Annotated in this window: 24 protein-coding genes; 23 read left to right on the forward strand and 1 reads right to left on the reverse strand. The window is 40.9% G+C overall.

Annotated elements, in window-relative coordinates:
* Positions 1 to 62: 62 nt before the first annotated feature.
* The 12 genes from gpr to mtaB all read left to right on the forward strand — a co-directional run bounded on the left by gpr (position 63) and on the right by mtaB (position 14,074).
* Positions 63 to 1,178, forward strand: coding sequence for a GPR endopeptidase (gene gpr / locus ACIQCE_RS09025; RefSeq protein WP_400494519.1), 1,116 nt, complete (start codon positions 63 to 65; stop codon positions 1,176 to 1,178).
* 66 nt (positions 1,179 to 1,244) lie between these two features.
* On the forward strand, positions 1,245 to 2,453 hold the full coding sequence (locus ACIQCE_RS09030; protein ID WP_400494971.1) for a stage II sporulation protein P: 1,209 nt from the start codon (positions 1,245 to 1,247) through the stop codon (positions 2,451 to 2,453).
* 13 nt (positions 2,454 to 2,466) lie between these two features.
* Positions 2,467 to 2,799, forward strand: a complete 333-nt coding sequence (locus ACIQCE_RS09035; protein WP_400494520.1) for a YqxA family protein — start codon at positions 2,467 to 2,469, stop codon at positions 2,797 to 2,799.
* 178 nt (positions 2,800 to 2,977) lie between these two features.
* Complete coding sequence (gene lepA / locus ACIQCE_RS09040; RefSeq protein WP_400494521.1) at positions 2,978 to 4,816, forward strand: translation elongation factor 4; 1,839 nt, start codon at positions 2,978 to 2,980, stop codon at positions 4,814 to 4,816.
* A gap of 114 nt (positions 4,817 to 4,930) precedes the next feature.
* Positions 4,931 to 6,070, forward strand: coding sequence for a radical SAM family heme chaperone HemW (hemW, locus tag ACIQCE_RS09045; RefSeq protein ID WP_400494522.1), 1,140 nt, complete (start codon positions 4,931 to 4,933; stop codon positions 6,068 to 6,070).
* Between the two features lie 81 nt (positions 6,071 to 6,151).
* Entirely contained in the window at positions 6,152 to 7,183 is a 1,032-nt protein-coding gene (gene hrcA / locus ACIQCE_RS09050; RefSeq protein ID WP_400494523.1) for a heat-inducible transcriptional repressor HrcA, read from the forward strand.
* A 63-nt stretch (positions 7,184 to 7,246) separates the two neighbouring features.
* Entirely contained in the window at positions 7,247 to 7,810 is a 564-nt protein-coding gene (gene grpE / locus ACIQCE_RS09055) for a nucleotide exchange factor GrpE (RefSeq protein ID WP_400494524.1), read from the forward strand.
* A 24-nt stretch (positions 7,811 to 7,834) separates the two neighbouring features.
* Positions 7,835 to 9,664, forward strand: a complete 1,830-nt coding sequence (gene dnaK, locus ACIQCE_RS09060; RefSeq protein WP_353855185.1) for a molecular chaperone DnaK — start codon at positions 7,835 to 7,837, stop codon at positions 9,662 to 9,664.
* A gap of 165 nt (positions 9,665 to 9,829) precedes the next feature.
* Positions 9,830 to 10,963, forward strand: a complete 1,134-nt coding sequence (dnaJ, locus tag ACIQCE_RS09065) for a molecular chaperone DnaJ (protein WP_400494525.1) — start codon at positions 9,830 to 9,832, stop codon at positions 10,961 to 10,963.
* A 23-nt stretch (positions 10,964 to 10,986) separates the two neighbouring features.
* Complete coding sequence (gene prmA, locus ACIQCE_RS09070) at positions 10,987 to 11,922, forward strand: 50S ribosomal protein L11 methyltransferase (protein ID WP_400494526.1); 936 nt, start codon at positions 10,987 to 10,989, stop codon at positions 11,920 to 11,922.
* Between the two features lie 23 nt (positions 11,923 to 11,945).
* The gene (locus ACIQCE_RS09075) at positions 11,946 to 12,728 is read left to right on the forward strand and encodes a 16S rRNA (uracil(1498)-N(3))-methyltransferase (RefSeq protein WP_400494527.1); all 783 of its coding nucleotides are present in this window, start codon (positions 11,946 to 11,948) and stop codon (positions 12,726 to 12,728) included.
* Positions 12,716 to 14,074: a tRNA (N(6)-L-threonylcarbamoyladenosine(37)-C(2))-methylthiotransferase MtaB gene (gene mtaB / locus ACIQCE_RS09080; RefSeq protein ID WP_400494528.1), complete on the forward strand. Its 1,359-nt coding sequence runs from the start codon at positions 12,716 to 12,718 to the stop codon at positions 14,072 to 14,074. The genes ACIQCE_RS09075 and mtaB overlap by 13 nt, the downstream gene beginning before the upstream one ends.
* A gap of 35 nt (positions 14,075 to 14,109) precedes the next feature.
* On the opposite strand, the gene ACIQCE_RS09085 is transcribed toward mtaB, so the two are convergent.
* Positions 14,110 to 15,039: a Na/Pi symporter gene (locus ACIQCE_RS09085; RefSeq protein ID WP_400494530.1), complete on the reverse strand. Its 930-nt coding sequence runs from the start codon at positions 15,037 to 15,039 to the stop codon at positions 14,110 to 14,112.
* 182 nt (positions 15,040 to 15,221) lie between these two features.
* Between ACIQCE_RS09085 and rpsU the strand changes: the two genes are divergently transcribed.
* From rpsU to ACIQCE_RS09140, 11 genes are all read left to right on the forward strand, one after another.
* Positions 15,222 to 15,395 carry a 30S ribosomal protein S21 gene (gene rpsU / locus ACIQCE_RS09090; RefSeq protein ID WP_003152957.1) on the forward strand — a complete coding sequence of 58 codons (174 nt, stop codon included), beginning with the start codon at positions 15,222 to 15,224 and terminating at the stop codon, positions 15,393 to 15,395.
* Positions 15,396 to 15,409: 14 nt separating this feature from the next.
* The gene (locus ACIQCE_RS09095) at positions 15,410 to 15,859 is read left to right on the forward strand and encodes a GatB/YqeY domain-containing protein (RefSeq protein WP_400494532.1); all 450 of its coding nucleotides are present in this window, start codon (positions 15,410 to 15,412) and stop codon (positions 15,857 to 15,859) included.
* A 142-nt stretch (positions 15,860 to 16,001) separates the two neighbouring features.
* Entirely contained in the window at positions 16,002 to 17,315 is a 1,314-nt protein-coding gene (locus ACIQCE_RS09100) for an NfeD family protein (protein WP_400494533.1), read from the forward strand.
* 25 nt (positions 17,316 to 17,340) lie between these two features.
* A complete protein-coding gene (floA, locus tag ACIQCE_RS09105; protein ID WP_353855193.1) occupies positions 17,341 to 18,333 on the forward strand; it encodes a flotillin-like protein FloA in 993 nt (330 codons plus the stop codon).
* Between the two features lie 30 nt (positions 18,334 to 18,363).
* Positions 18,364 to 18,858 (forward strand): hypothetical protein, encoded by a 495-nt coding sequence (locus ACIQCE_RS09110; RefSeq protein WP_400494534.1) that lies wholly within the window; start codon positions 18,364 to 18,366, stop codon positions 18,856 to 18,858.
* 254 nt (positions 18,859 to 19,112) lie between these two features.
* Positions 19,113 to 19,394 (forward strand): sporulation protein YqfC, encoded by a 282-nt coding sequence (yqfC, locus tag ACIQCE_RS09115; RefSeq protein ID WP_012010618.1) that lies wholly within the window; start codon positions 19,113 to 19,115, stop codon positions 19,392 to 19,394.
* An 18-nt stretch (positions 19,395 to 19,412) separates the two neighbouring features.
* Complete coding sequence (gene yqfD, locus ACIQCE_RS09120; RefSeq protein ID WP_400494535.1) at positions 19,413 to 20,603, forward strand: sporulation protein YqfD; 1,191 nt, start codon at positions 19,413 to 19,415, stop codon at positions 20,601 to 20,603.
* Positions 20,604 to 20,606: 3 nt separating this feature from the next.
* Positions 20,607 to 21,566: a PhoH family protein gene (locus tag ACIQCE_RS09125; protein ID WP_400494536.1), complete on the forward strand. Its 960-nt coding sequence runs from the start codon at positions 20,607 to 20,609 to the stop codon at positions 21,564 to 21,566.
* 75 nt (positions 21,567 to 21,641) lie between these two features.
* The gene (locus ACIQCE_RS09130; RefSeq protein ID WP_400494537.1) at positions 21,642 to 23,792 is read left to right on the forward strand and encodes an HD family phosphohydrolase; all 2,151 of its coding nucleotides are present in this window, start codon (positions 21,642 to 21,644) and stop codon (positions 23,790 to 23,792) included.
* Positions 23,793 to 24,272 (forward strand): rRNA maturation RNase YbeY, encoded by a 480-nt coding sequence (gene ybeY / locus ACIQCE_RS09135; protein ID WP_353855197.1) that lies wholly within the window; start codon positions 23,793 to 23,795, stop codon positions 24,270 to 24,272.
* Positions 24,250 to 24,636: a diacylglycerol kinase family protein gene (locus ACIQCE_RS09140; RefSeq protein ID WP_400494538.1), complete on the forward strand. Its 387-nt coding sequence runs from the start codon at positions 24,250 to 24,252 to the stop codon at positions 24,634 to 24,636. The genes ybeY and ACIQCE_RS09140 overlap by 23 nt, the downstream gene beginning before the upstream one ends.
* Positions 24,637 to 24,644: the final 8 nt, after the last annotated feature.

Here is a 24,644-nt window from a genome sequence, read left to right on the forward strand (position 1 = left end):
CGAATGTTTCTGTTATGAGATGGAAAGACTACTGTTAATTACGTTGTGGAAGGAGCCTTTTCATGAAGAAACAGGAACTCGATTTAAGTGTGTATCAAATCCGAACAGACTTGGCCGTTGAAACAAAAGAGATACTAGAACAGGAGAACGACCCCAATGTTGTGAAAAAGGGCGGTATTCAAGGGATTATCGAAAAGGATCAAGAAGAGTATGGCATTTGCATACGCACAGTGGAGATAACAAAAGAAGGGGAAGAGCTGACAGGAAAGAAAGAAGGTACATATCTTACACTTGAAGCGCAAGGAATTCGAGAGAAAGATTCCGAGATGCAAGAAAAAGTCGTTGAAGTATTTGCGCATACATTTGCTCAGTTTATAAAAGACCGTGGGATTTCTGAGGATGCCAGTTGTCTCGTTGTTGGTCTTGGAAACTGGAATGTGACGCCAGATGCCTTAGGTCCTCTCACAGTCGAAAGCCTGCTTGTCACGCGTCATTTATTCGAGTTGCAGCCAGAAAACGTGCAGGAAGGTTATCGTCCAGTTTCTTCTCTATCACCTGGTGTGATGGGTCTTACGGGCATTGAAACAAGTGACATTATACAAGGTGTGATTGAACGGTCTAAACCCGATTTTGTCATTGCGATAGATGCACTTGCCGCCCGTGCGGTTGAGCGAGTGAATACAACGATTCAAATCTCTGATACGGGTATCCACCCTGGATCGGGCGTAGGGAATAAGCGTAAAGAATTAAGCAAAGAAACATTGGGCATTCCAGTGATTGCAATTGGTGTACCGACCGTTGTTGATGCAGTAACGATTGCAAGTGACACGATTGATTATGTGTTAAAGCATTTTGGCAGAGAGCTGAAAGACGACCGTCCGTCACGATCTCTTGTTCCAGCTGGGATGTCGTTTGGAAAGAAAAAGGTGTTAAAAGATGAGGATTTGCCAGATGAAAAGACACGTCAATCTTTTCTAGGGATTGTAGGAACGCTTCCTGAAGAAGAAAAAAGACAGTTGATACATGAAGTACTTGCGCCGCTAGGGCAAAACTTAATGGTCACACCTAAGGAAGTGGACACTTTTATAGATGATATGGCCAACGTATTAGCCAATGGGTTAAATACAGCACTTCATCAAAAAATCTCACAGGATAACATGGGCTCCTATAATCATTAATCTGTTCTACTTTCTCTAGCTCGCTCATAGTGTAATTACTAGAAAGCGCGCTGGAGGGAGTAAATGATGAAAAAAAGACCCCGTCGTCCTCGTCAGTTGGTCGTTGCGATTAATGGGACCAAAGTAGTGAAAAGTATTTTCTTATTTATTGCCGCTCTTGTTGTTGTGTTTGTCATGACAGGGGCTTTGACATCTTTAAAGCCTGAACTGAGGCCTCAGGCATCACTATATGGTGTAGCAGATGAGCTGTCAGGTGCTTTTTTTGCAACACTTATGGGAATGGAAAATCAATATTTCGCCTCAACGGTACCTAAAGATCAGAAGAGGATGAATTTTTCTGGGCTGTCACTTAAACTTGCAACGAGTATCAATTTAGAGGACCCGCGTAGTTTTCTTGGCAGAGAGCTGCCGGGCTTTGAACATTTTGATACGAAAATCATATTAGCCGGTGAAGGGACAGACTATACCAACATGCCAATGGAATCACCTCCGCCGAGTGAAGTCATCAAAGACGAAAGAGAAGCCAATCTAGCAGAACTGGACAAGCTCAATGAGGACGAGCCGAAGAAACCTGCTAAAGAGCCTGATCGATCAACAGGAAAACGGAAAGCTGTTTACATTTATCACACACATAACACGGAATCCTATTTGCCATTTTTAAAAGGTGAAACAAATCCAAACAATGCGCGGCACTCAAAAGTGAACGTGACGCTTGTTGGTGAAATGTTTGGGAAGGCGCTTGATCAGCAAGGGATCGGTAATACAGTAGACAAAACAGAAATTGAAAAAAGACTCCTGCAAAAAGGATTAAAATACCCGCAGTCTTATAACGAATCAAGATTAGTCGTGAAAGAAGCGATCGCTAAAAATGATGATCTCGATTACTTAATTGACATTCATCGAGATTCAAGAAGGAAAAAACATACAACAGTTGACATTAACGGGAAGAAATATGCGAGAATTGCATTTGTTGTTGGGAAAAAGAATCAAAGCTATGAGAAAAATTTAAAACTGGCGACTGAATTTCATCATTTAATGGAGAAAAAATATAAAGGTCTCAGTGTTGGGGTATTTGCTAAAGGGGAAATTGGCGATAATGGGATTTATAATCAAGATTTATCTGACAAAGCCCTTCTCTTAGAATTTGGCGGTGTAGATAACAATATGGAAGAATTGAAAAACGCATCCAATGCAGCAGCGGATGTGTTCAGTGAATTATTCTGGGATGCAGAAAAAGTAAACGGCGGAGCAAAGGGTGAGAAAAAACGTTCTTGAGGTGGTGACGGGCATGGGCTCATTTATCGGGAAAAGCTTTATTTTAGGAATCGTCTTACTATTTGGCGTGTTTTTAGGGATGCAGCAAGCCAATAATGGAATGCTTCAAATGAAAGGCTATCACGATCCTGAGTTAAAAGGTGCTTTCTCCATTCAAGTAAATGACAATCAAGAGAAAGAAGCGTCGATCTTAGGAACAAACGTCTCAGAAAAGGACTTAGCGGAAAAGCAAAAGCAACTAGAAGAGATGGAAAGCTTTAATGCATTCTCCAAGGCGGGGAAAGCACTGTCTGATGGCATCACTAATGCAGCCCGCTCCCTTTATGATTGGGTGAAAGGAAATTAAACCTAACTGATGGACAATTCTCATTCATTTCATCACAGCATTTTCGATGAGACATCTCCCATATGATGAAAGCCGCTGATCAAGGAGCGGCTTTTCTTGATTTCAATTGAATCTTTACAGCCCTATTGATATAATCTAACCTAGCGCAACCCGCGTTTTATAGTAGGAGTGATAGATTGTGACAGATAAAGAAAAACGATTAGAACGGCAATCAAGGATTCGAAATTTCTCCATTATCGCCCATATTGACCATGGGAAATCTACATTAGCGGACCGTATTTTAGAAAAGACAGCGGCGATTACACAACGAGAAATGAAAGAACAATTGCTTGATTCCATGGACTTAGAGCGTGAACGCGGTATCACGATTAAATTAAACTCTGTCCAGTTGAAATATAAGGCGAAGGATGGAGAAGAATATATTATGCACCTGATTGATACACCAGGGCATGTCGACTTCACCTATGAAGTATCTCGAAGCCTTGCTGCTTGTGAAGGTGCGATTTTAGTAGTAGATGCAGCACAAGGAATTGAAGCGCAGACACTTGCAAACGTATATTTAGCTCTTGATAACAACTTAGAAATTCTTCCGGTTATTAATAAAATCGATCTGCCGAGTGCAGAGCCTGAGCGTGTAAGAAAAGAAATTGAAGATGTCATTGGTTTGGATGCGTCTGAAGCTGTTCTGACCTCTGCTAAGGCGGGGATTGGAATCGAGGATATCTTAGAACAAATCGTTGAAAAAATTCCAGCACCTGCTGGAGATCCTGATGCACCGCTTCAAGCTCTCATATTCGATTCCCTATATGATGCATATCGTGGCGTCATTGCATACATACGTATTGTAGAAGGAACTGTGAAGCCAGGGCAGAAAATCAAAATGATGGCAACAGGCAAAGAATTCGAAGTGCTTGAAGTCGGCGTGTTCACACCAAAAGCAAAGCCGACAGATGAACTGACAGTTGGGGATGTCGGCTATTTAACAGCTGCAATTAAAAATGTCGGTGATACACGTGTAGGCGATACCATTACAAGTGCTGTCAACCCTGCTAAAGAAGCTTTGCCAGGTTACAGAAAGCTGAACCCTATGGTTTACTGCGGACTTTATCCAATTGATACAGCGAGATATAACGATTTACGTGAGGCGTTAGAGAAGCTTGAATTAAATGACTCTTCCCTTCAATATGAAGCAGAGACATCCCAAGCACTTGGATTTGGTTTCAGATGTGGATTTTTAGGAATGCTTCACATGGAAATTATCCAAGAACGAATTGAACGTGAATTTAAAATTGATTTAATCACAACAGCACCAAGTGTTATTTACGAAGTGTATATGACAGACGGTGAAAAAGTCGTCGTAGATAACCCGTCCAATTTGCCAGACCCGCAAAAGATTGAGCGAATTGAAGAGCCTTATGTCAAAGCAACGATGATGGTACCGAATGACTATGTTGGTTCTGTCATGGAACTTTGCCAAGGAAAGCGCGGCCATTTCGTTGATATGCAATACCTTGATGCTAACCGAGTCAGCATTGTATACGAAATTCCTTTGGCGGAGATTGTCTATGAATTCTTTGACCAATTGAAATCCAACACAAAAGGATACGCCTCCTTTGATTACGAGCTAATTGGCTATCGCCCATCGACCCTTGTCAAAATGGACATCATGCTAAATGGGGAAAAAATTGACGCTCTTTCCTTTATTGTTCACCGTGATTATGCATATGAACGAGGAAAGGTTATCGTAGAAAAGCTAAAAGAACTGATTCCACGTCAGCACTTTGAAGTACCTGTCCAAGCAGCCATTGGTCAAAAAATCGTGGCTCGTTCCACCATTAAAGCGATGCGTAAAAACGTTCTTGCCAAATGTTATGGTGGAGACATTTCCCGGAAAAGAAAGCTTCTTGAGAAACAAAAAGAAGGAAAAAAGCGCATGAAGCAAGTAGGCTCCGTTGAAGTGCCGCAAGAAGCCTTCATGGCCGTTTTGAAAATGGACGACAGCTCTCCGAAGAAATAACTACCTCAAGGCAACCTGCTTTACAATGCATCCCTTGAAGTTTATAGTCAAAAACAAATGAAAGTGCCGCAGCGACAAACTGCGGCTCTTTACCTGTAAAGAAGGTGTCATCAAATGAAAGCAGCATATATTCACATCCCATTTTGTGAGCACATTTGCCACTATTGTGATTTTAATAAATTTTTGATCAAAACGCAGCCTGTTGATGAATACTTAGCCGCTCTGGAAAAAGAAATGCAGCATACGATCGAGCAAAAAGGCAAGCAAGAACTAAAGACGATTTTTATTGGCGGGGGAACCCCGACATCACTGACAGTCAGTCAGCTAGATCAACTGATGGACAGTATTCATCGTGTATTAAAACCGACAAGTCGCTTGGTGGAATTTGCAGTTGAAGCGAACCCAGACGAACTATCGCTTGATAAACTGCATCTCCTCAAATCTGCTGGAGTGAACCGGCTAAGCTTTGGCGTACAAACATTTGAAGATGACTTGCTTAAAAAAATTGGTCGCGTTCATCAAAAGAAAGATGTCCTCACATCTTTCGAACGAGCAAGAGCGGTTGGGTTTGACAACATTAGTCTTGATCTCATGTTTGGATTGCCTCATCAAGAAACGCATCATGTGATGAATTCTCTTGAGACGGCTTTCTCTTTAGGCGCAGAACATTACTCTGTCTATTCGCTCATTGTCGAGCCAAAAACCGTGTTTTACAACTTGATGCAAAAAGGGAAGCTTCATCTGCCTCCGCAAGAACGTGAGGCTGAAATGTATGAGCTTGTCATGGATGAAATGGAGCGTCATGGTTTAAAGCAGTATGAAATTAGCAATTATGCCAAACCTGGTTTTGAAAGCAAACATAACCTCACGTATTGGAGCAATGAAGATTACTTCGGCTTTGGTGCGGGAGCGCATGGTTACGTAGATGGCGTCCGAAATGTCAATGCAGGGCCTGTGAAACACTATTTGGAGCTGATGGAACAAACGGGATTTCCTTATAAGGAAACACATCAAGTCACAAAGACAGAACAGATTGAAGAAGAAATGTTTTTAGGTCTTCGAAAAATTGAAGGCATCAACAAAGCCCATTTCCAAAACAAATATGGGACCACACCAGAAGCCCTTTTTCCCTTTATTATTGAAGAATTAGAAAAAAAAGGTCTCGTGATACAAGATGAAATGGGGATTCGTTTAACAAGAAAAGGAAAATTATTAGGAAATGAAGTATTTCAAGCGTTTCTCGGTGAGTTATAATTGACATTTTAATTTTAGTTTGGTAATTTTGTTTATACAATTAGCACTCGTTTAAAGAGAGTGCTAACAGGGGTGATGATGATGTTAACAAATCGTCAGCTTTTGATTCTGCAAGTCATCATTAATGACTTTATTCGCTCAGCGCAGCCAGTTGGATCAAGGACTCTTTCTAAGAAAGAAGACATTACGTTCAGCTCGGCAACGATTAGAAATGAAATGGCTGATTTGGAGGAACTCGGTTTTATTGAGAAAACCCATTCTTCATCAGGAAGAATTCCTTCAGAAAAAGGATATCGTTATTATGTAGATCATTTGCTCTCTCCACGAAAACTGTCGTCAAAAGAGCTTTTGCTCATCCAGTCAGCTTTTCAGGAGAAGATATTTGAGCTGGAAAAAACAGTTCAAAAATCGGCGGAAATTTTATCAGATCTCACAAACTATACTTCGATTGTGCTTGGTCCAAAGCTCAGTGAAAATCGGCTAAAACAAATTCAGCTTGTACCTGTACAACCTAACAAAGCAGTGGCCATCATGATTACAGACAGTGGTCATGTTGAAAACAAAACCATTACTTTCTCTGAGCATCTGGATGTCTCTGATATTGAGAAGCTGATGAATATTTTAAACAGCCGTCTCGTTGGGGTACCAATGGACCAGTTGAAGGATCGGATGTACAAAGAAGTCGTGAAGCTGCTTCGAGCGCATTTAAAAAATTACGATCATATTTTAGAGGCACTCGGCAACACATTTACATCGACTCATAATGAATCAAAACTTTTCTTTGGCGGGAAAATGAATATGTTGAATCAGCCAGAATTTCATGACATTGATCGCATTCGTTCATTGATGATGCTAATAGAACAAAAGAATGACGTCATGCAGCTGTTTCATCCAAATCAGAAAGGAATCACGATTAAAATCGGCTCAGAAAACAACTTGGAAGCAATGGAGAATTGTAGCTTAATTACGGCCACTTACTCGATAGATCAAAAATCTCTCGGTTCCATTGCAGTCATAGGTCCAACCCGCATGGATTATGAGCGAGTGGTCAGTCTTTTACATCATGTATCAAAAGACTTGTCAAACGCACTTTCCAATTTGTATGATGAGTAGGGTGATCATGATTGGGGGCGCTGCCCCTTCGGATGCTTGAATCTATTAAGGGAGGTGAACACAATGTCAGAAGAAAAACAGACACATGAGCAAGAAGCAGAGGTTGAAGCACAAGAAGAAGCAATTCAAGCAGAAGCAGAAACTGAGGAAGAAAAGCAAGATGAACAGCTTGCCTTCCAAGAGAAAATTGATGAATTGCAGCAACTTCTAGATGAAAAGGAAGATAAAATTCTGCGTGTTCAAGCAGATTTTGAAAACTATAAACGTCGTGCTCGAACTGAAGTGGAAACAGCACAAAAATATCGTTCTCAACATGTTGTTAGCGATCTTCTCCCAGCTCTTGATAATTTCGAAAGAGCGCTTGGAATTGATCCAGACAACGAGCAGACGAAAAGTTTATTAGAAGGAATGCAAATGGTTTACCGCCAGTTGTTAGAAGCGTTGAAAAAAGAAGGCGTTGAACCAATTGAAGCTGTCGGCAAAGAGTTCGATCCGAACCTTCATCAAGCCGTGATGCAAGTTGAAGATGAAAACTATGGTGCAAATATCGTTGTAGAAGAATTGCAAAAGGGCTACAAACTTAAAGACCGAGTCATTCGTCCATCAATGGTAAAAGTAAATCAATAACTACATAATGGGAGGTCATCGAATATGAGTAAAATCATTGGTATTGACTTAGGAACAACAAACTCATGTGTTGCAGTACTTGAAGGCGGAGAGCCGAAGGTCATTGCGAACGCTGAAGGAGCACGTACAACACCATCTGTTGTTGCTTTCAAAAATGGAGAGCGCCAAGTAGGTGAAGTAGCAAAACGTCAATCTATTACCAACCCAAACACAATCATGTCTATCAAAAGACATATGGGTACAGATTATAAAGTAGAGGTTGAAGGAAAGAAATATACACCGCAGGAAATCTCTGCGATCATTCTTCAACACCTCAAATCTTACGCTGAAAGCTATCTTGGCGAAGAAGTCACAAAAGCAGTCATCACAGTTCCTGCATACTTCAACGATGCAGAACGCCAAGCAACGAAAGATGCTGGTAAAATCGCTGGTCTTGAAGTAGAGCGCATCATCAACGAACCAACAGCAGCCGCACTTGCTTATGGTCTGGATAAAACAGAAGAAGATCAAACGATTCTAGTATATGACCTTGGCGGCGGTACATTTGACGTCTCAATCCTTGAACTTGGAGATGGCGTCTTTGAAGTACGCTCAACTGCTGGGGACAACCGTCTAGGTGGAGATGATTTTGACCAAGTCATTATTGACTATCTAGTAGCTGAATTCAAAAAAGAGAATGGTATCGACCTTTCTAAAGATAAAATGGCACTTCAACGTTTAAAAGATGCTGCTGAAAAAGCGAAAAAAGATCTTTCAGGTGTATCATCTACACAAATTTCGCTTCCATTTATCACAGCTGGAGAAGCAGGTCCTCTTCACCTTGAGTTAACACTTACTCGTGCTAAGTTTGAAGAGCTTTCTTCTAAGCTTGTTGAACGTACGATGACACCTGTACGTCAAGCATTGAAAGATGCTGGTCTGTCTGCTAGCGATATTGATAAAGTAATCCTTGTTGGTGGATCAACTCGTATTCCTGCAGTTCAAGAAGCTATTAAAAAAGAAACAGGGAAAGAGCCTCATAAAGGTGTAAACCCTGATGAAGTGGTTGCATTAGGTGCTGCCATCCAAGGTGGAGTCATCACAGGAGATGTCAAAGACGTTGTCCTTCTTGATGTGACACCACTTTCTTTAGGAATTGAAACAATGGGCGGCGTATTCACGAAGCTGATTGAACGTAATACAACAATTCCAACAAGTAAATCTCAAATATTCTCTACTGCTGCTGACAACCAAACAGCTGTAGATATCCATGTATTACAAGGTGAGCGTCCAATGGCGGCGGATAACAAAACATTAGGCCGTTTCCAATTGACTGATATCCCGCCAGCACCGCGCGGCGTGCCTCAAATCGAAGTTTCGTTTGACATCGATAAAAACGGTATTGTAAACGTTCGTGCGAAAGATATGGGTACTGGCAAAGAACAAAACATTACCATCAAATCTTCTTCTGGTCTTTCTGAAGAAGAGATCGAAAAAATGGTGAAAGAAGCGGAAGAAAACGCTGAAGCAGATGCGAAGAAAAAAGAAGAAATCGAAGTGCGCAACGAAGCCGATCAATTAGTGTTCACAACAGAAAAAACACTAAAAGATTTAGAAGGCAAAATCGATGAAGAGCAAGTGAAAAAAGCAAATGATGCGAAAGATGCATTAAAAGCTGCGATTGAAAAAGGCGAATTCGAAGATATCAAAGCGAAGAAAGATGAGCTTCAAACAATCGTTCAAGAATTAACAACAAAGCTCTATGAAGAAGCTGCAAAACAAGCACAAGCTCAGCAAGAAGGTGCTCAAAAAGCAGATGACAACGTAGTGGATGCAGAATATGAAGAAGTAAATGACGATCAAGAGAAAAAATAATCACCTTTACTTTTGAAAAAGACTGCTGAAACGTACTCGTCAGAAAGTCAAAGTCAGGATCTCTTGGCTTTGACTTTTTTCTTTTCGACGGTGAAAAGCAATTGAAAAAAGTTAAATCAAAATGATACAATCGTATTTATGTGAGAAAATCGGGAGTGTGAAGAGATGAGTAAGCGTGATTACTATGAAGTGCTTGGCGTTGGTAAGAGCGCCTCAAAGGACGAAATCAAAAAGGCATACCGCAAGCTTTCAAAAAAGTATCACCCTGATATTAATAAAGAAGCTGGCTCAGATGAGAAATTTAAAGAAATAAAAGAAGCGTATGAAACCCTTTCTGACGATCAAAAACGTGCCCAATATGATCAATTTGGTCATACCGATCCAAATCAAGGTTTCGGTGGTGGTGGCGGCTTTAGCGGCGGAGATTTTGGTGGCTTTGGCGGCTTTGATGATATTTTCTCAAGTATTTTTGGCGGTGGTACTAGAAGGAGAGATCCAAATGCACCGCGTCAAGGAGCAGACCTTCAATATACAATGACGCTCTCTTTTGAAGAAGCGGCATTTGGAAAAGAAACCACAATTGAAATTCCTCGTGAAGAAACATGTGAGACGTGTAAAGGCTCCGGTGCAAAACCTGGCACGCAAGCAAAGACGTGTTCACATTGCGGCGGATCTGGTCAATTAAGCGTTGAACAATCAACACCGTTTGGAAAAGTTGTGAACCGCAGAGTATGTAACTACTGCAGTGGAACTGGAAAACAAATTGATCATAAATGCTCAACATGTGGTGGCTCTGGCAAAGTGAGAAAGCGTAAAAAAATCAACGTCACCATTCCAGCAGGAGTAGATGACGGTCAGCAGCTGAGAGTATCTGGCCAAGGTGAGCCGGGTGTAAATGGGGGACCTCCAGGTGATTTATTCGTCGTATTCCATGTGCGTGAGCATGAATTTTTCGAACGTGATGGAGATGACATTTACTGCGAAATGCCGCTAACCTTTGCACAAGCCGCATTAGGGGATGAAATCGAAGTACCAACATTACACGGCAAAGTGAAATTAAAAATTCCAGCAGGCACTCAGACAGGAACAAAATTTAGATTAAAAGGCAAGGGTGTAAAAAATGTGCGCGGTTATGGTCAGGGCGATCAGCATATCGTCGTGCGTGTTGTCACACCGACTAATTTAACAGAAGATCAAAAGGAGATTTTAAGAAAATTCGCTGAAGTGAGCGGAAATAAACCGGACGAACAAGAAATGAGCTTTTTCGATAAGGTAAAGCGCGCATTTAAAGGTGAATAAGAACGGATAAGGAGTTGGTAGTATTGAAGTGGTCAGAGATTAGCGTTCATACAACAAATGAAGCGGTGGAGCCGATCACCAATATTTTGCATGAAGCAGGTGCAAGTGGCGTCGTGATCGAGGACCCGCTTGATTTAATCAAGGAACGTGAAAATGTATACGGTGAGATCTACCAGCTCGATCCGAATGATTATCCGGATGAAGGCGTCATTGTGAAAGCCTATCTCCCTGTGAATAGCTTTTTAATGGAAACGGTAGATGAGATCAAAGAAGCCATCAACAATCTTCTTTTATATGATATTGACCTTGGGAATAACACTTTGTCCCTTTGTGAAGTGAATGAAGAAGAATGGGCAACTGCATGGAAAAAATATTATCATCCTGTGAAAATCTCTGAAAAATTCACCATCGTTCCGACTTGGGAAGAATACACACCTGTACAGTCTGATGAACTCATCATTGAAATGGACCCTGGGATGGCATTTGGAACAGGTACGCATCCAACAACGGTACTATGTATTCAAGCACTTGAACGATACGTCAAGGAAAACGATACAGTCATTGATGTTGGTACAGGTTCTGGAATTTTAAGTGTTGCGGCAGCAATGCTTGGTGCAAGAGAAATTCATGCCTTTGATCTCGACACTGTTGCAGTTGAAAGTGCGAAACAAAACATTGAATTAAATGGTGTTAGTGATTTAGTGACTGTGAAACAAAATAATTTACTTGACGGCATGACAGGAGAACATGATGTGATCGTTGCCAACATTCTAGCCGAGGTTATTCTGCGATTTACAGATCAGGCGTATGACCTATTGAAGAAGGGTGGCTACTTTATTACATCAGGAATCATCGGACAAAAGAAATGGCAAGTCAAAACCGCTTTAGAAGAAGCTGGCTTTGAAATTGTGGAAGTGCTGTCAATGGAAGATTGGGTCAGCATGATAGCAAAAAAATAAAGCAAGTAGGTGTCAGAACACGTATGCAACGATATTTTATCGACCTCACAAAAGAAGAAGTCAAAGCAAGGGGAACCATCGTCATCACTGGTGAGGATGTGCATCATCTTTCGAACGTGATGCGAATGAAATCAGGGCAGGAGATTCTTTGCTTAACAACAGACGGTTTTGAAGCAATCAGTACAATTGATACAATCACAAAGGAAGAAGTCATTTGTCTCCTTCATGGTTGGACGAACCAAAATAGAGAACTCCCGATTCAAGTCACTGTTGCAAGTGGTTTACCGAAAGGAGATAAGCTAGAGCTGATCATCCAAAAAGGCACTGAGCTTGGCGCAAATTCATTTGTTCCATTTCAAGCGGCTCGATCAATTACAAAGCTTGATCAAAAGAAATTACAAAAAAAACGAGCGCGTTGGGAGAAAATTGCGAAAGAAGCAGCGGAACAATCATATCGCAATGTCGTTCCGGTTGTTCATCCTGTGTTCACTTTTAAAGAGCTGATTCAAATGGTCGGTGAATTCGATAAATGTGTCGTTGCATACGAAGAATCATCGAAAGAAGGAGAGCAAAGCCGATTTAGTTCTTTGCTTCAAGAGATGAAAAGCGGACAAACCCTATTATTGATTTTTGGCCCGGAAGGCGGATTGGCGGAAAAGGAGATTGAAGAACTTGAAACAATTGGAGCTGTTATTTGCGGACTCGGACCACGCATTTTAAGAACAGAAACAGCTCCACTTTACGCCCTTTCTGCTATTTCTTATCAAACAGAGTTATTAAGAGGTGAAATATTATGGGAACAGTAGCGTTCCATACACTTGGCTGTAAGGTCAATCACTATGAAACAGAAGCCATCTGGCAGTTATTTAAAGAAGCTGGCTATGAAAGAAGAGATTATGATTCAAAAGCAGACGTCTATGTCATTAACACATGCACGGTTACCAATACAGGTGATAAAAAAAGTCGTCAAGTCATTAGAAGAGCCATTCGTCATAATCCAGACGGCGTCATTTGTGTCACAGGCTGTTATGCACAAACGTCTCCTGCAGAAATCATGGCGATTCCTGGAGTAGATATTGTTGTTGGAACACAAGACAGACATAAATTACTTGGTTACATTGAAGAATATCGTAGAGAAAGACAGCCGATTAATGGTGTTGGCAACATCATGAAAGCACGGGTGTTTGAAGAACTTGACGTTCCTGCCTTTACAGACCGCACACGCGCTTCATTAAAAATCCAAGAAGGCTGTAACAACTTCTGTACGTTTTGCATCATTCCATGGGCACGTGGACTTCTGCGCTCTCGTGACCCTGAAGAGGTCATCAATCAAGCACAACAGCTTGTTGATGCCGGCTATAAAGAAATTGTGTTAACAGGCATTCACACAGGCGGATACGGAGAAGACTTAAAGGATTATCATTTTGCTAAGCTTCTGAAAGAATTAGATGAACGTGTCATCGGTTTAAAACGAATTCGCATCTCTTCAATTGAAGCTAGTCAAATAACAGATGAAGTGATTGAAGTGCTGGATCAGTCTGATAAAATCGTTAGACATCTGCACATTCCGCTGCAATCTGGCTCTAATACCGTTCTCAAAAGAATGCGCCGCAAATATACGATGGAATTCTTTGCAGAGCGTTTAACAAAGCTGAAAAAGGCTCTTCCAGGTCTTGCTGTGACATCTGATGTGATTGTTGGATTCCCTGGAGAAACAGAAGATGAGTTTATGGAAACCTACAATTTTGTCAAAGATCATCAATTCTCTGAACTCCACGTATTCCCTTACAGCAAACGTACGGGCACTCCAGCTGCAAGAATGGAAGACCAAGTAGACGAAAATGTCAAAAATGAACGCGTGCACCGCCTGATCGCTCTTTCTGACCAGCTTGCGAAAGAATATGCATCAGCATATGAAGGAGATGTACTAGAGATTATCCCTGAGGAATCCTTCAAAGAAAAAGACGGAGAGCACAATCTTTATGTTGGCTATACAGATAACTACATGAAGGTCGTATTTGAAGGCAGTGAAGACATGATCGGTCAATTGGTCAAAGTCAAAATTACGAAAGCAGGCTATCCTTATAACGAAGGGCAGTTTGTACGTATAAGCGATGACATGCAAACAAATAAAGTAAGAATGACGTCATAATACGCGAAAGCCGGCTGCCAAAGGCAAGCCGGTTTTTATTTCGTCTGATTCGGTAAAAGAAATAAAATCAATGAATAAAAGGGGCGAATGAATGGGAAGAACAATAACGAACTGACGACATTAAATAGCAAGCTGAAATGGGCAATTTGTTGTGCAGGAGAACTTGCTAGAAGTTCAACGAATTCAGTGATCATGGTGAGAAATGGGAGGCATAATAGCACCCCGATTACATTAAACACCACATGCGCATATGCGGTTTGCCGAGCAGCGTAGCCTCCAGATATCGAAGCCATGACTGCCGTAATGCATGTACCAATATTGGAGCCTAATACAAAGCTGATCCCTTCCTGTAGAGCCACAGTTCCTTCATTCATAAATCCCATCAATATGCCGATACAAACAGAGCTAGAATGAACAATAGCGGTAAAAATCGTTCCTAATAGAAGAGCTGTCCAATTTGAGTGCTGCATCATTTCAAGGAACTTCATCATTTCTGGTTGACTTGTCATCATACCTGCAATCTTTGAAAATCCTTGAATGCAAAAAAAGATCATTCCAAGACCAAATATACTTTTCCCTGCATGCTTGAATGGTCTTTGACCGAAAATGATCAGTAGAAGACCAGTTGCGATCAGCACCCACATGAATACGTCCATTTCTATCGCAATAAACTCTGTTGTAAAAGTGGAGCCGATATTCGTCCCAAGTATCATTGGAATCGACTTCTTAAATGTCAGGATCCCTGTACTCACAAAGCCAATGACAATGACCATAAACGCCGAACTGCTTTGGAGAACGCCCGTAAACACGATACTGACCAAAAAGGCTTTAAGCGGATGATCAGTAAAGAGAAGAAGCGACTTCTCAATATGAGACGATGTAAGGGCAATTAACCCTCTCCTCAGCAAGCCCATTGACCATAAAAAAATGAAAATAAGTGCACAAAAATAAATGAGCGCAATCATAGAAAAGTCCTCCTCTTACCACTGAATATATGGACTTGTCTACCTGCTCATGACGAAAATATATTTCCAAATCACTTAGTTGACCTCACAGTAGGCTTATATTATAATATCTAGGTACATGTTTGCATGTATATCTTTTTTTTAATGCAGTCGATTGGTGTATTCGGAGGGAGGGAAAGAGAATGTCAAAAACGGTCGTTAGAAAAAACGAATCGCTTGAAGATGCTCTTCGTCGCTTTAAACGCAGTGTATCCAAAACTGGAACATTGCAAGAAGCAAGAAAGCGTGAATTTTATGAAAAACCTAGCGTAAAGCGCAAGAAAAAGTCCGAAGCTGCAAGAAAACGCAAATTTTAAAAGAGGGTGGATTTATGAGTCTTCTTGAGCAATTAAATTCTGACATGAAGCTTTTTATGAAAAACCGTGAGAAAGACAAGCTTGTTGTCATTCGTATGGTGAAGGCTTCGCTCCAAAATGAAGCAATAAAGCTTAAGAAAGACAGTTTGACCAGCGATGAGGAACTAACCGTCCTTTCCCGCGAGATTAAGCAACGTAAAGACTCCCTCCATGAATTTTCGAAAGCTAATCGTTTAGATTTAGTAGATAAAGTTCAAAAAGAGATTGACATTTTAGACGTGTATTTACCTGAACAATTGTCTGAGGAAGAACTGCAAACCATCGTTAAAGAAACGATTGTTGAAACAGGCGCTTCATCAAAGGCTGATATGGGTAAAGTCATGAGCGCTATTATGCCAAAAGTAAAAGGTAAAGCTGATGGTGCTGTCGTTAACAGACTTGTCAGCGAGCAGCTGTCTAAATAAAAAAGTATCCTTCTAAAGTTAGAAGGATACTTTTTTTATGCCTTTCACAAACCTGTCATATAAAAATGAAACCTATGATACATTTGTAACGTATGTAAAGGAACGATAAAATAAGAAGAAAGAAGGGAGGGATTACCAAAGAGTGAAAAAAATAAATGTTTCTATTGCTCTCTTCACCTGTTTTATCATATGCTTAATATTAGGGGTTCAATTGACCGCAAAATCAGCAAACCAGAAAGTTCACATCATACCAATTCAAGACACAGTAGAAAAAGGACTTTCTAAATTCATTGAACGATCATTTGAGCAAGCAAAGTCAGAGCGAGCGAAACATATTATTCTCGACATCAACACGCCCGGTGGTGCAGTAGATGCGGCTCTTGAAATAGCAGATACGATTCGAGCGTCCGATATCCCAGTAACAGCTTATGTGAATCATAGAGCGCTTTCAGCTGGAGCCTTCCTTGCATTAAATGCTGATCAAATTTATATGACCCCAAATGGAAAGATGGGGGCTGCTGCGATCATCGATGGTGAAGGCAATGCGGCTGATCAAAAATCTGAATCACTATGGCTTGCTGAAATGAGTAACGCTGCCGAAAAACAGGGGCGTAATCCAAAGTACGCTCTTGCGATGGCTGATGTAGATATAGACGCTAAAGAAGCCGGTGCACCAAAAGGAGAATTGCTCACCTTCAATACAGATCGAGCGCTGCAATTTGGATATGCAGAAGGCGAAGCGAGGAATATAGATGACCTGCTACATAAGCTCAATCTAGAGAATACGTCTGTTCAATACAATGAAGTTAGCTTTGCTGAAAAGGTTGCGCGTTTTCTCACGCATCCAATTGTTATTCCAATCCTTTTATCCATTGCGAGCTTAGGCTTAATTGTTGAACTGTATTCTCCCGGCTTTGGTGTACCTGGAACCATGGGAGTAACAGCACTTCTTCTATTCTTTTATGGTCATCTCGTGGCAGGTTTTGCAGGCTATGAGACATTATTTCTGTTTTTAGCAGGGATTGCGCTCATGGTTCTGGAATTGTTTTTGCCAGGAGGAATCATAGGTATCATTGGGCTTATCTGTGTGGTTGTCAGCTTATTTTTAGCAGCTGGAAGCTTTACAGAAATGGCGATTTCCATCTTGATTGCCACTGTTGTTTCAATCATAGCAGTTATTTTACTGACAAAGGTGTTGGGGAAACGTATGAAATTCTTTAAAAAGTTCATTTTAACTGATTCGACCAATAAGGAAAGTGGTTATGTCTCTAATGAAACAAGAGAGGATCTTGTTGGACAGATTGCTGTAACATTAACAGCACTTCGTCCGTCTGGCACGATTGTACTCGGAGACGAACGCATTGATGTTGTATCCGAAGGTGCATTTATTGACAAGGATGAACAAGTTAAAATTGTAAAAGCGGAAGGCTCACGCATTGTCGTGAGGAAAGTATAGATACTGATTTTATAGGAGGAATAAAATGGATCCATCTACTTTATTATTGTTTGTGATTATTGCAGCAGGTTTGATCGTTCTGTCGATCTTCTTCACCTTTGTACCGGTGATGCTATGGATTTCTGCCCTAGCGGCTGGCGTAAAGGTGAGCATTTTTACACTCGTGGGAATGAGGCTTCGTCGCGTTATTCCAAACCGAGTGGTCAACCCGCTTATCAAGGCGCATAAAGCAGGTCTTGATGTGACAATTAACCAGTTAGAAAGCCACTATCTTGCAGGTGGTAACGTTGACCGCGTTGTAAATGCTTTAATTGCGGCGCAACGTGCGAATATTGAATTGAACTTTGCTCGCTGTGCGGCAATTGACTTAGCAGGTCGTGACGTACTTGAAGCAGTACAAATGAGTGTAAACCCTAAAGTCATTGAAACACCGTTTATCTCAGGTGTAGCAATGGATGGGATTGAAGTGAAAGCAAAAGCACGTATTACCGTTCGTGCAAACATTGACCGACTTGTCGGTGGGGCAGGGGAAGAAACGATCATTGCACGTGTAGGTGAAGGGATTGTTTCTACAATTGGTTCATCTGATAATCATAAAAAGGTTCTTGAAAATCCTGATATGATTTCTCAAACTGTGCTTGGCAAAGGATTAGATTCAGGAACTGCGTTTGAAATTCTCTCGATCGATATTGCAGATGTAGATATTGGCAAGAACATTGGTGCCATTCTGCAAACAGACCAAGCGGAAGCAGACAAAAACATCGCACAGGCAAAAGCAGAAGAACGTCGCGCGATGGCTGTTGCCCAAGAACAAGAAATGCGTGCGAGAGTTGAAGAAATGCGCGCGAAAGTAGTAGAAGCTGAAGCAGAAGTGCCGCTTGCAATGGCTGAAGCACTTCGAGAAGGTAACATTGGTGTCATGGACTACATGAATATCAAAAACATTAATGCTGATACGGATATGAGAGACTCATTTGGTAAAATGACAAAAGGTCCGTCTGATAATGAAAACAAATAAGCATCCTCTCACGCCTTAAGGAGGGAGCCCATGGACATTCTATTTGAAAATCCGTTAATAATTGCAATTATCATTGGCATCATCTCTGCTGTATTTGGGAAAATCGGCAAGCAAGAGGAAAAGGAACAAAAAAATCAGCATAACAAGCCAGCTTCTCAACGTAAGCCGATGCCTCAGCAGCATACGACCTCAAAAAGTCCAAATCCAGCCGTGACGGATCAGCTTGACGATTTTGGCGATGTACATGATCATGGTGAAATGAAAAAAGCGTCTGAATCATTACAAGATCGCTATACCGCCACATTAGCCGAAATGAAAGAGCGAAAGAGTGAGCGAAATAAAGAACTTCGATCACTTGAAAGGCAGCTCACTAGACCAAAAGCATCTGCGACTGAGGTGCAGCCGAAAATCATTGAAAAGCTGAATCGAGACACTGTTGTTCAAGGGATGATCCTTGGTGAAGTGTTTGGAGAACCGCGCGCTAAAAACCCGCACCGAACAATGAAACGGCCATATAAAAGATAAAGAAGAAAGCCCCCTTTTAGCCAAGGGGGGCTTTTTTGTGCTCTTTTTAAGACGCTTCACGTCATCTGTTATCCAACAAGAGCTTAACTTGTTCATCAACAAAATAGTCGACTTATGATGAACTAGCCATTTTGCGGGATTCATTAGCATGATATGAACGACGGAGGAATAGGATGATATAGAGGCTTTCTCATCAGTCTCTCCATCTTTCAGTTTGATCTCATACACATGAGGTGGGAAGGGGTTCTTATTGAATGGGAAAAAGGAAAAATCGACTCAAAGCATGGCTGACAAGAACACTTGAAATCCCCCCAGACGTGATGATGGATCTTCCCCGTATTACGATGGTTGGCAGACTCCACATTTACATAGAGAACCATAAAGGGCTTTTACTTTTCAGTGACCAAGAGGTAAGACTTATGCTCAAACAAGGACAGTGTATCATTTCGGGTAAAGACTTTGTGATTAAAACGATTTTGCCGGAAGAGATCTTATTAGAAGGGAAAATCGATGAGGTCCGTTATATTGATTCTTAACTGACGGAGGGGAGAAGTGTGAAGAATAGATGGTTTGCCTATTTTATTGGCAGAGTGGAAGTGGAGATGAAAGGCAGCGGGATCGAGCGATTAATCAATGAGTGCACGAGAGAGGGGATCACGATTTTTCAAGTGAGCCGCCGTCAAGACAGCGTGCGCTTATTTATTCGCCTTTCAGATGTACATGCCTTCAGGAAAGTTCGCAGGAAGCATGAGGTGACATGTTCATTTCAGCAGAAGAAAGGGTTTCCGTTTCTTCTCTTATGGTCAAGAAAGAATATCGGATTTACTCTTGGTATCGTCTTTTTCCTTATGACGATATTTGCTCTGTCAAATATGGTATGGAAAATTGAGATCACAGGAGCCAAACCAGAAACGGAACATCAAATGAGAAAGCATTTAGATGAAATTGGTGTCCGAAAAGGTCGTTTTCAGTTCTTGATGGGAACACCAGAAAAAATTCAAAAATCTCTTACCACCAATACTAAAAGCATTACATGGGTTGGAGTCGAATTAAATGGAACCGCTTTTCAAATGAAGGTCGTTGAAAAAAATGAACCTAAAAAGGAAAAATATACAAGTCCGCAACACATCGTCGCAAAGAAAAAAGCCGTGATCACTAGAATGTATGTAGAAAAAGGGGAACCGCTTGCCGGGGTTGATGAACATGTGGAAAAAGGTCAAATGCTTGTGTCGGGACTGATTGGAAGCGAAGATCATCAAAAAATAGTAGGGGCAAAAGCGAAAATTTATGGAGAGACGTGGTATCGTTCTGAAGTTTCTGTTCCTCTAAGAACATCTTTTGACGTCTATACGGGTAAAATGAAGATAAAGCACAAGCTTTCCCTGTTTGGAGGCTCACTGCCATTTTGGGGATTTGATCTTAAAAAAGATCATTTTCAACATCCAAAAACTGAAACTGAAGTTCATCCACTTCATTTTTTAAAGTTTCAGCTTCCTTTTTCCTATAAAAAGGAAATCACACGTGAAAGTCAAAAAATAAACCGGGAGTACACAAATAAAGAAGCAGTACAAGCAGGGATTAAAATGGGTAAAAAAGAATTAGAAGAGAAGCTAGGTCAATCAGGTGAGGTGAAAAGTGAAAAAGTTTTGCACGAGACAACAGGGAATGGTAAAGTTAAGTTGATCATACTTTACCAAGTTATAGAAGATATTGTTCAAACAACACCTATAGTTCAGGGAGACTAGAGAATGACAGAACACTTACTTGAGATTCAACAAAAATTGGATAGCCCGAATGAAGCCATCGCTTTGTTTGGTAATCAGGATGCTTATCTGAAACTCATGGAAAACGAACTGAATGTATCCATCATTACACGTGGAGAAAAAGTGTATGTTTCTGGACAGGAAGCATCAAGAGAGACAGCGAGCCATTTGATCACATCTCTCTTACATCTCATTCGAAAAGGGATCGACATTTCTGAACGGGATGTCGTCTATGCGATTAAAATGGCCCAAAAGAATAAGCTGGCGCATTTTGAAAATATGTATGAAGATGAAATGACGAAAAATGCTAAAGGTAAGTCTATTAGAGTAAAAACGATTGGACAGCGTGAATACGTTGCTGCTATGAAAAAAGATGATTTGGTCTTCGGGATTGGTCCTGCTGGTACAGGTAAAACATATTTAGCAGTTGTCCAGGCTGTACATGCTCTGAAAAACGGATATGTAAAACGCATTATCCTCACAAGACCGGCTGTTGAAGCAGGAGAGAGCCTTGGTTTTCTGCCAGGAGATTTAAAGGAAAAGGTAGATCCTTATTTAAGACCACTATATGATGCCTTGCACGATTTGCTTGGCAGTGATCACACGGAACGTTTAATCGAACGCGGTGTGATAGAAATTGCGCCTCTTGCTTACATGAGAGGACGAACGCTCGATGATGCATTTGTTATTTTAGATGAAGCGCAGAATACAACGCCAGCCCAAATGAAAATGTTTTTGACTAGACTTGGGTTTGGCTCTAAAATGGTCATTACAGGAGATATTACACAGATTGATTTGCCGAAAGGTGTAGAATCGGGACTTTCTACTGCAAAGGACATGCTTGCAGAGATCAAGGGCATTTCATTCATTGAATTAGATCAGACAGATGTGGTCAGACACCCGCTTGTGGCGAAGATCATTGGAGCATACGAAAAGCAAAAATGAACGGAGTGACCCGATCGTCTTCATCGGGTCATTTTGTTTAGATCGTGGTTTAAAGTAAAAAAGGAGGTACTTTCCTTGAGAAAGAATCAGAAAGGCAGTAAGCGCAAAAGGCTGCTGTCTAAAAAAGAACCTCAGAAAATGGAGCACACGCGCTATATAAACGTTTTGCTATATGTCGCCTTAGCGGCCATTATGTTTGTGGTGCTCTTCTTCCATGTGAAGCCTGAATCGCTCGATCTGGATTTGTTTTCTGTGAGCGAACAGACCATCTATTCACCGTCTACAGTCGATGACCAAGAAGCGACAGAAGAGAAGAAACAAGAAGCAATTGATCAGGTGGAAGATCAATATACGCTGAAAAAAGCGTATTCTGATAATCGTGTTGACCTCATCTCATCTCTCTTTGAAGCCATTAAAGAGGAGAAGAATGCAGCTGTGAACAAAGAAAATCCGCCAACAGATCAAGAAATGGTCAAAAATGTAAAAGAAAAACTGACAACAGACATGAGTGAAGCCGTATCTGATCAATCCATCAAAGCACTGCTTCAAGCAAGTAATGAAAATCTTTCTTTTATAAAAGATTCTATCATCACGGTGGTTAACTCACTCATGAGCAAAGAAATCACAGCAGCTAAATTACAAGATGAAAAAAAACAAGTAAAAAAAGAGCTTGAAAACAATTCAATTCCTTCAAAATATTTAAATGCAGCCAAAGAAATTGGCGAATTTGCAATAATTCCAAACTATGTGTTTGACCCAGTAGCAACGGAAAAGAAAAGGCAAGAAGCATCTGATAGTATACAGCCTGTTCAAATTAAACAAGGTCAAATTCTAGTTGAAGAAGGCGAATTAATCGACCGTGAAGTATACCGTAAATTAGAGCTGACCGGTCTTTTAAATAGCTCAAATTTATTTAAGCCTGTAAGCGGTCTAATCATCTTGATCGGTCTTTTTTTAGCAGCTATTGTTCACTCATTTGAGAGAAAGAGTCAATCACTTGCACAAAAGAATAAATCATTGCTGCTTTATTCGCTCATTTTCACCATTATTTTGATCATCATGGAAGTATTCAGTCTCTTCCAAGAAACGAAATACACCACAATAGGATATGTGGTGCCAGTTGCACTCGGAACCATGCTAATTAAACTGCTCATAAATGAGCGGTTAGCGATCTTTTCCGGTCTTGTGTTTGCCCTTTGCGGCAGTATGATGTTTAATCAAGGAGTGACGGGTGTTTTTAATTATGTCATCTGCGCTTACTATCTTGTAAGCGGAATGGCGGGGATTTTGTTTCTTAGAAAACATAATGCAAGATCGAAAATTTTGCAGGCTGGACTTTTGGTTGCTGTGGTGAATGTACTTGTGTATCTTTCCATTACATTAATCCAAAATTCTTCTCCAACAGGACTTGAACTTGGCGTGAATCTCATGATGGCCGTCGTGTCGGGGGTTGCATCAGCTATTTTGGTCATTGGGTTAATGCCAGTATTTGAAAGCATGTTTGGTATTCTCACTACTATGAAGCTGATTGAATTATCTAACCCGAATCATCCGCTGCTCAAAAAGATTTTAACAGAGACACCAGGTACATATCATCATAGTGTCATGGTGGCAAACTTAGCGGATGCTGCATGTGAAGCGGTAGGAGCCAATGGGCTTTTAGCAAGAGTAGGTGCTTATTATCATGACATTGGGAAAACCAAAAGACCACATTATTTTATCGAAAACCAAATGAATATTGATAATCCGCATGACAAACTTTCTCCGCAGCTTAGTAAAAATATCATTGTTGCCCATACGACGGATGGTGCTGAAATGCTGAGAGAAAAGAAATTCCCTGAAGAGCTTGTTGATATTGCAGAACAGCATCATGGAAAGTCACTATTGAAGTTCTTCTACTATAAGGCAAAAGAACGTGATGATCAGGTAACAGAAGAAGAATTCCGTTATCCCGGTCCAAAACCACAATCAAAAGAGGCGGCGATTATATCTGTCGCTGACAGCGTTGAAGCTGCGGTCCGGTCGATGCATAACCCAAATCCAGAGCGGATCGAAAAACTCGTCAAAGGCATTATTTCTGATAAAATGCAGGACGGGCAATTTAGTGAATGTGATCTGACATTTAAAGAATTAAATATTATTAGCCAAACGATTTGTACCACATTAAAGGGGATTTTCCATTCGCGGATTGAATATCCAGATGCCCCTAAGCAGAAGGTGAAGTAAATGACATTGTTAATTGATTTAATAGATGAAACAGGGCAAGTATCAAAAGAGCAGCTTGAAGAAGTGGAAAAGCTTCTTCAATTTGCTGCGGACGCACTTGAAGTAAAAGATCAAGCTGAAGTATCCGTGTCAATCGTCTCAAATGAAGAAATTCATCAGATCAACAAAGAATATCGGGGAAAGGATGCGCCAACGGATGTCATTTCTTTTGCGTTAGAAGAAGAAGGAGAAGGGGAAATTGAAATTATTGGGGCTGACGATATTCCACCGGTCTTAGGAGACATTATTATTAGTGTGGATAAAACGAAAGAGCAAGCAGAGGAATATGGGCATTCCTTTATGAGAGAGCTTGGATTCTTGGCGATTCATGGTTTCTTGCATTTACTAGGCTATGACCACATGACAGAGGAAGAAGAAAAAGAGATGTTCGCCAAACAGACAAAGATATTGGATGATTATGGCCTTTCGAGATCATCGTAAGCAGCGGCGTCCGCTCGCCCGTTTTTTTCGGAGTTTCTTTTATGCATTTAGAGGGATATGGCGAACTTTCTTAAGTGAACGAAATTTTCGATTTCACACAGTCGCAGCCGTCATCGTGGTGTTTTGCAGCTTTTGGTTTCATATTCAACCAATCGAATGGGTGATCATTCTTTTATTATGTGGAGGAATATTTGCGCTTGAGCTTGTTAATACAGCCATTGAACATACAGTGGACCTTATGACAGAGGAGAAACATCCACTTGCGGAGAGAGCAAAAGACGCTGCGGCAGGCGCTGTTTGCGTTTACGCCGTGATTTCGGTTATGATTGGGTTGATTATTTTTTTACCGAAAATCATGCAATAGCACAATAT

Source organism: Bacillus sp. NPDC093026 (genome assembly GCF_044754665.1).
Taxonomy (GTDB): Bacteria; Bacillota; Bacilli; order Bacillales; family Bacillaceae; genus Bacillus; species Bacillus maqinnsis.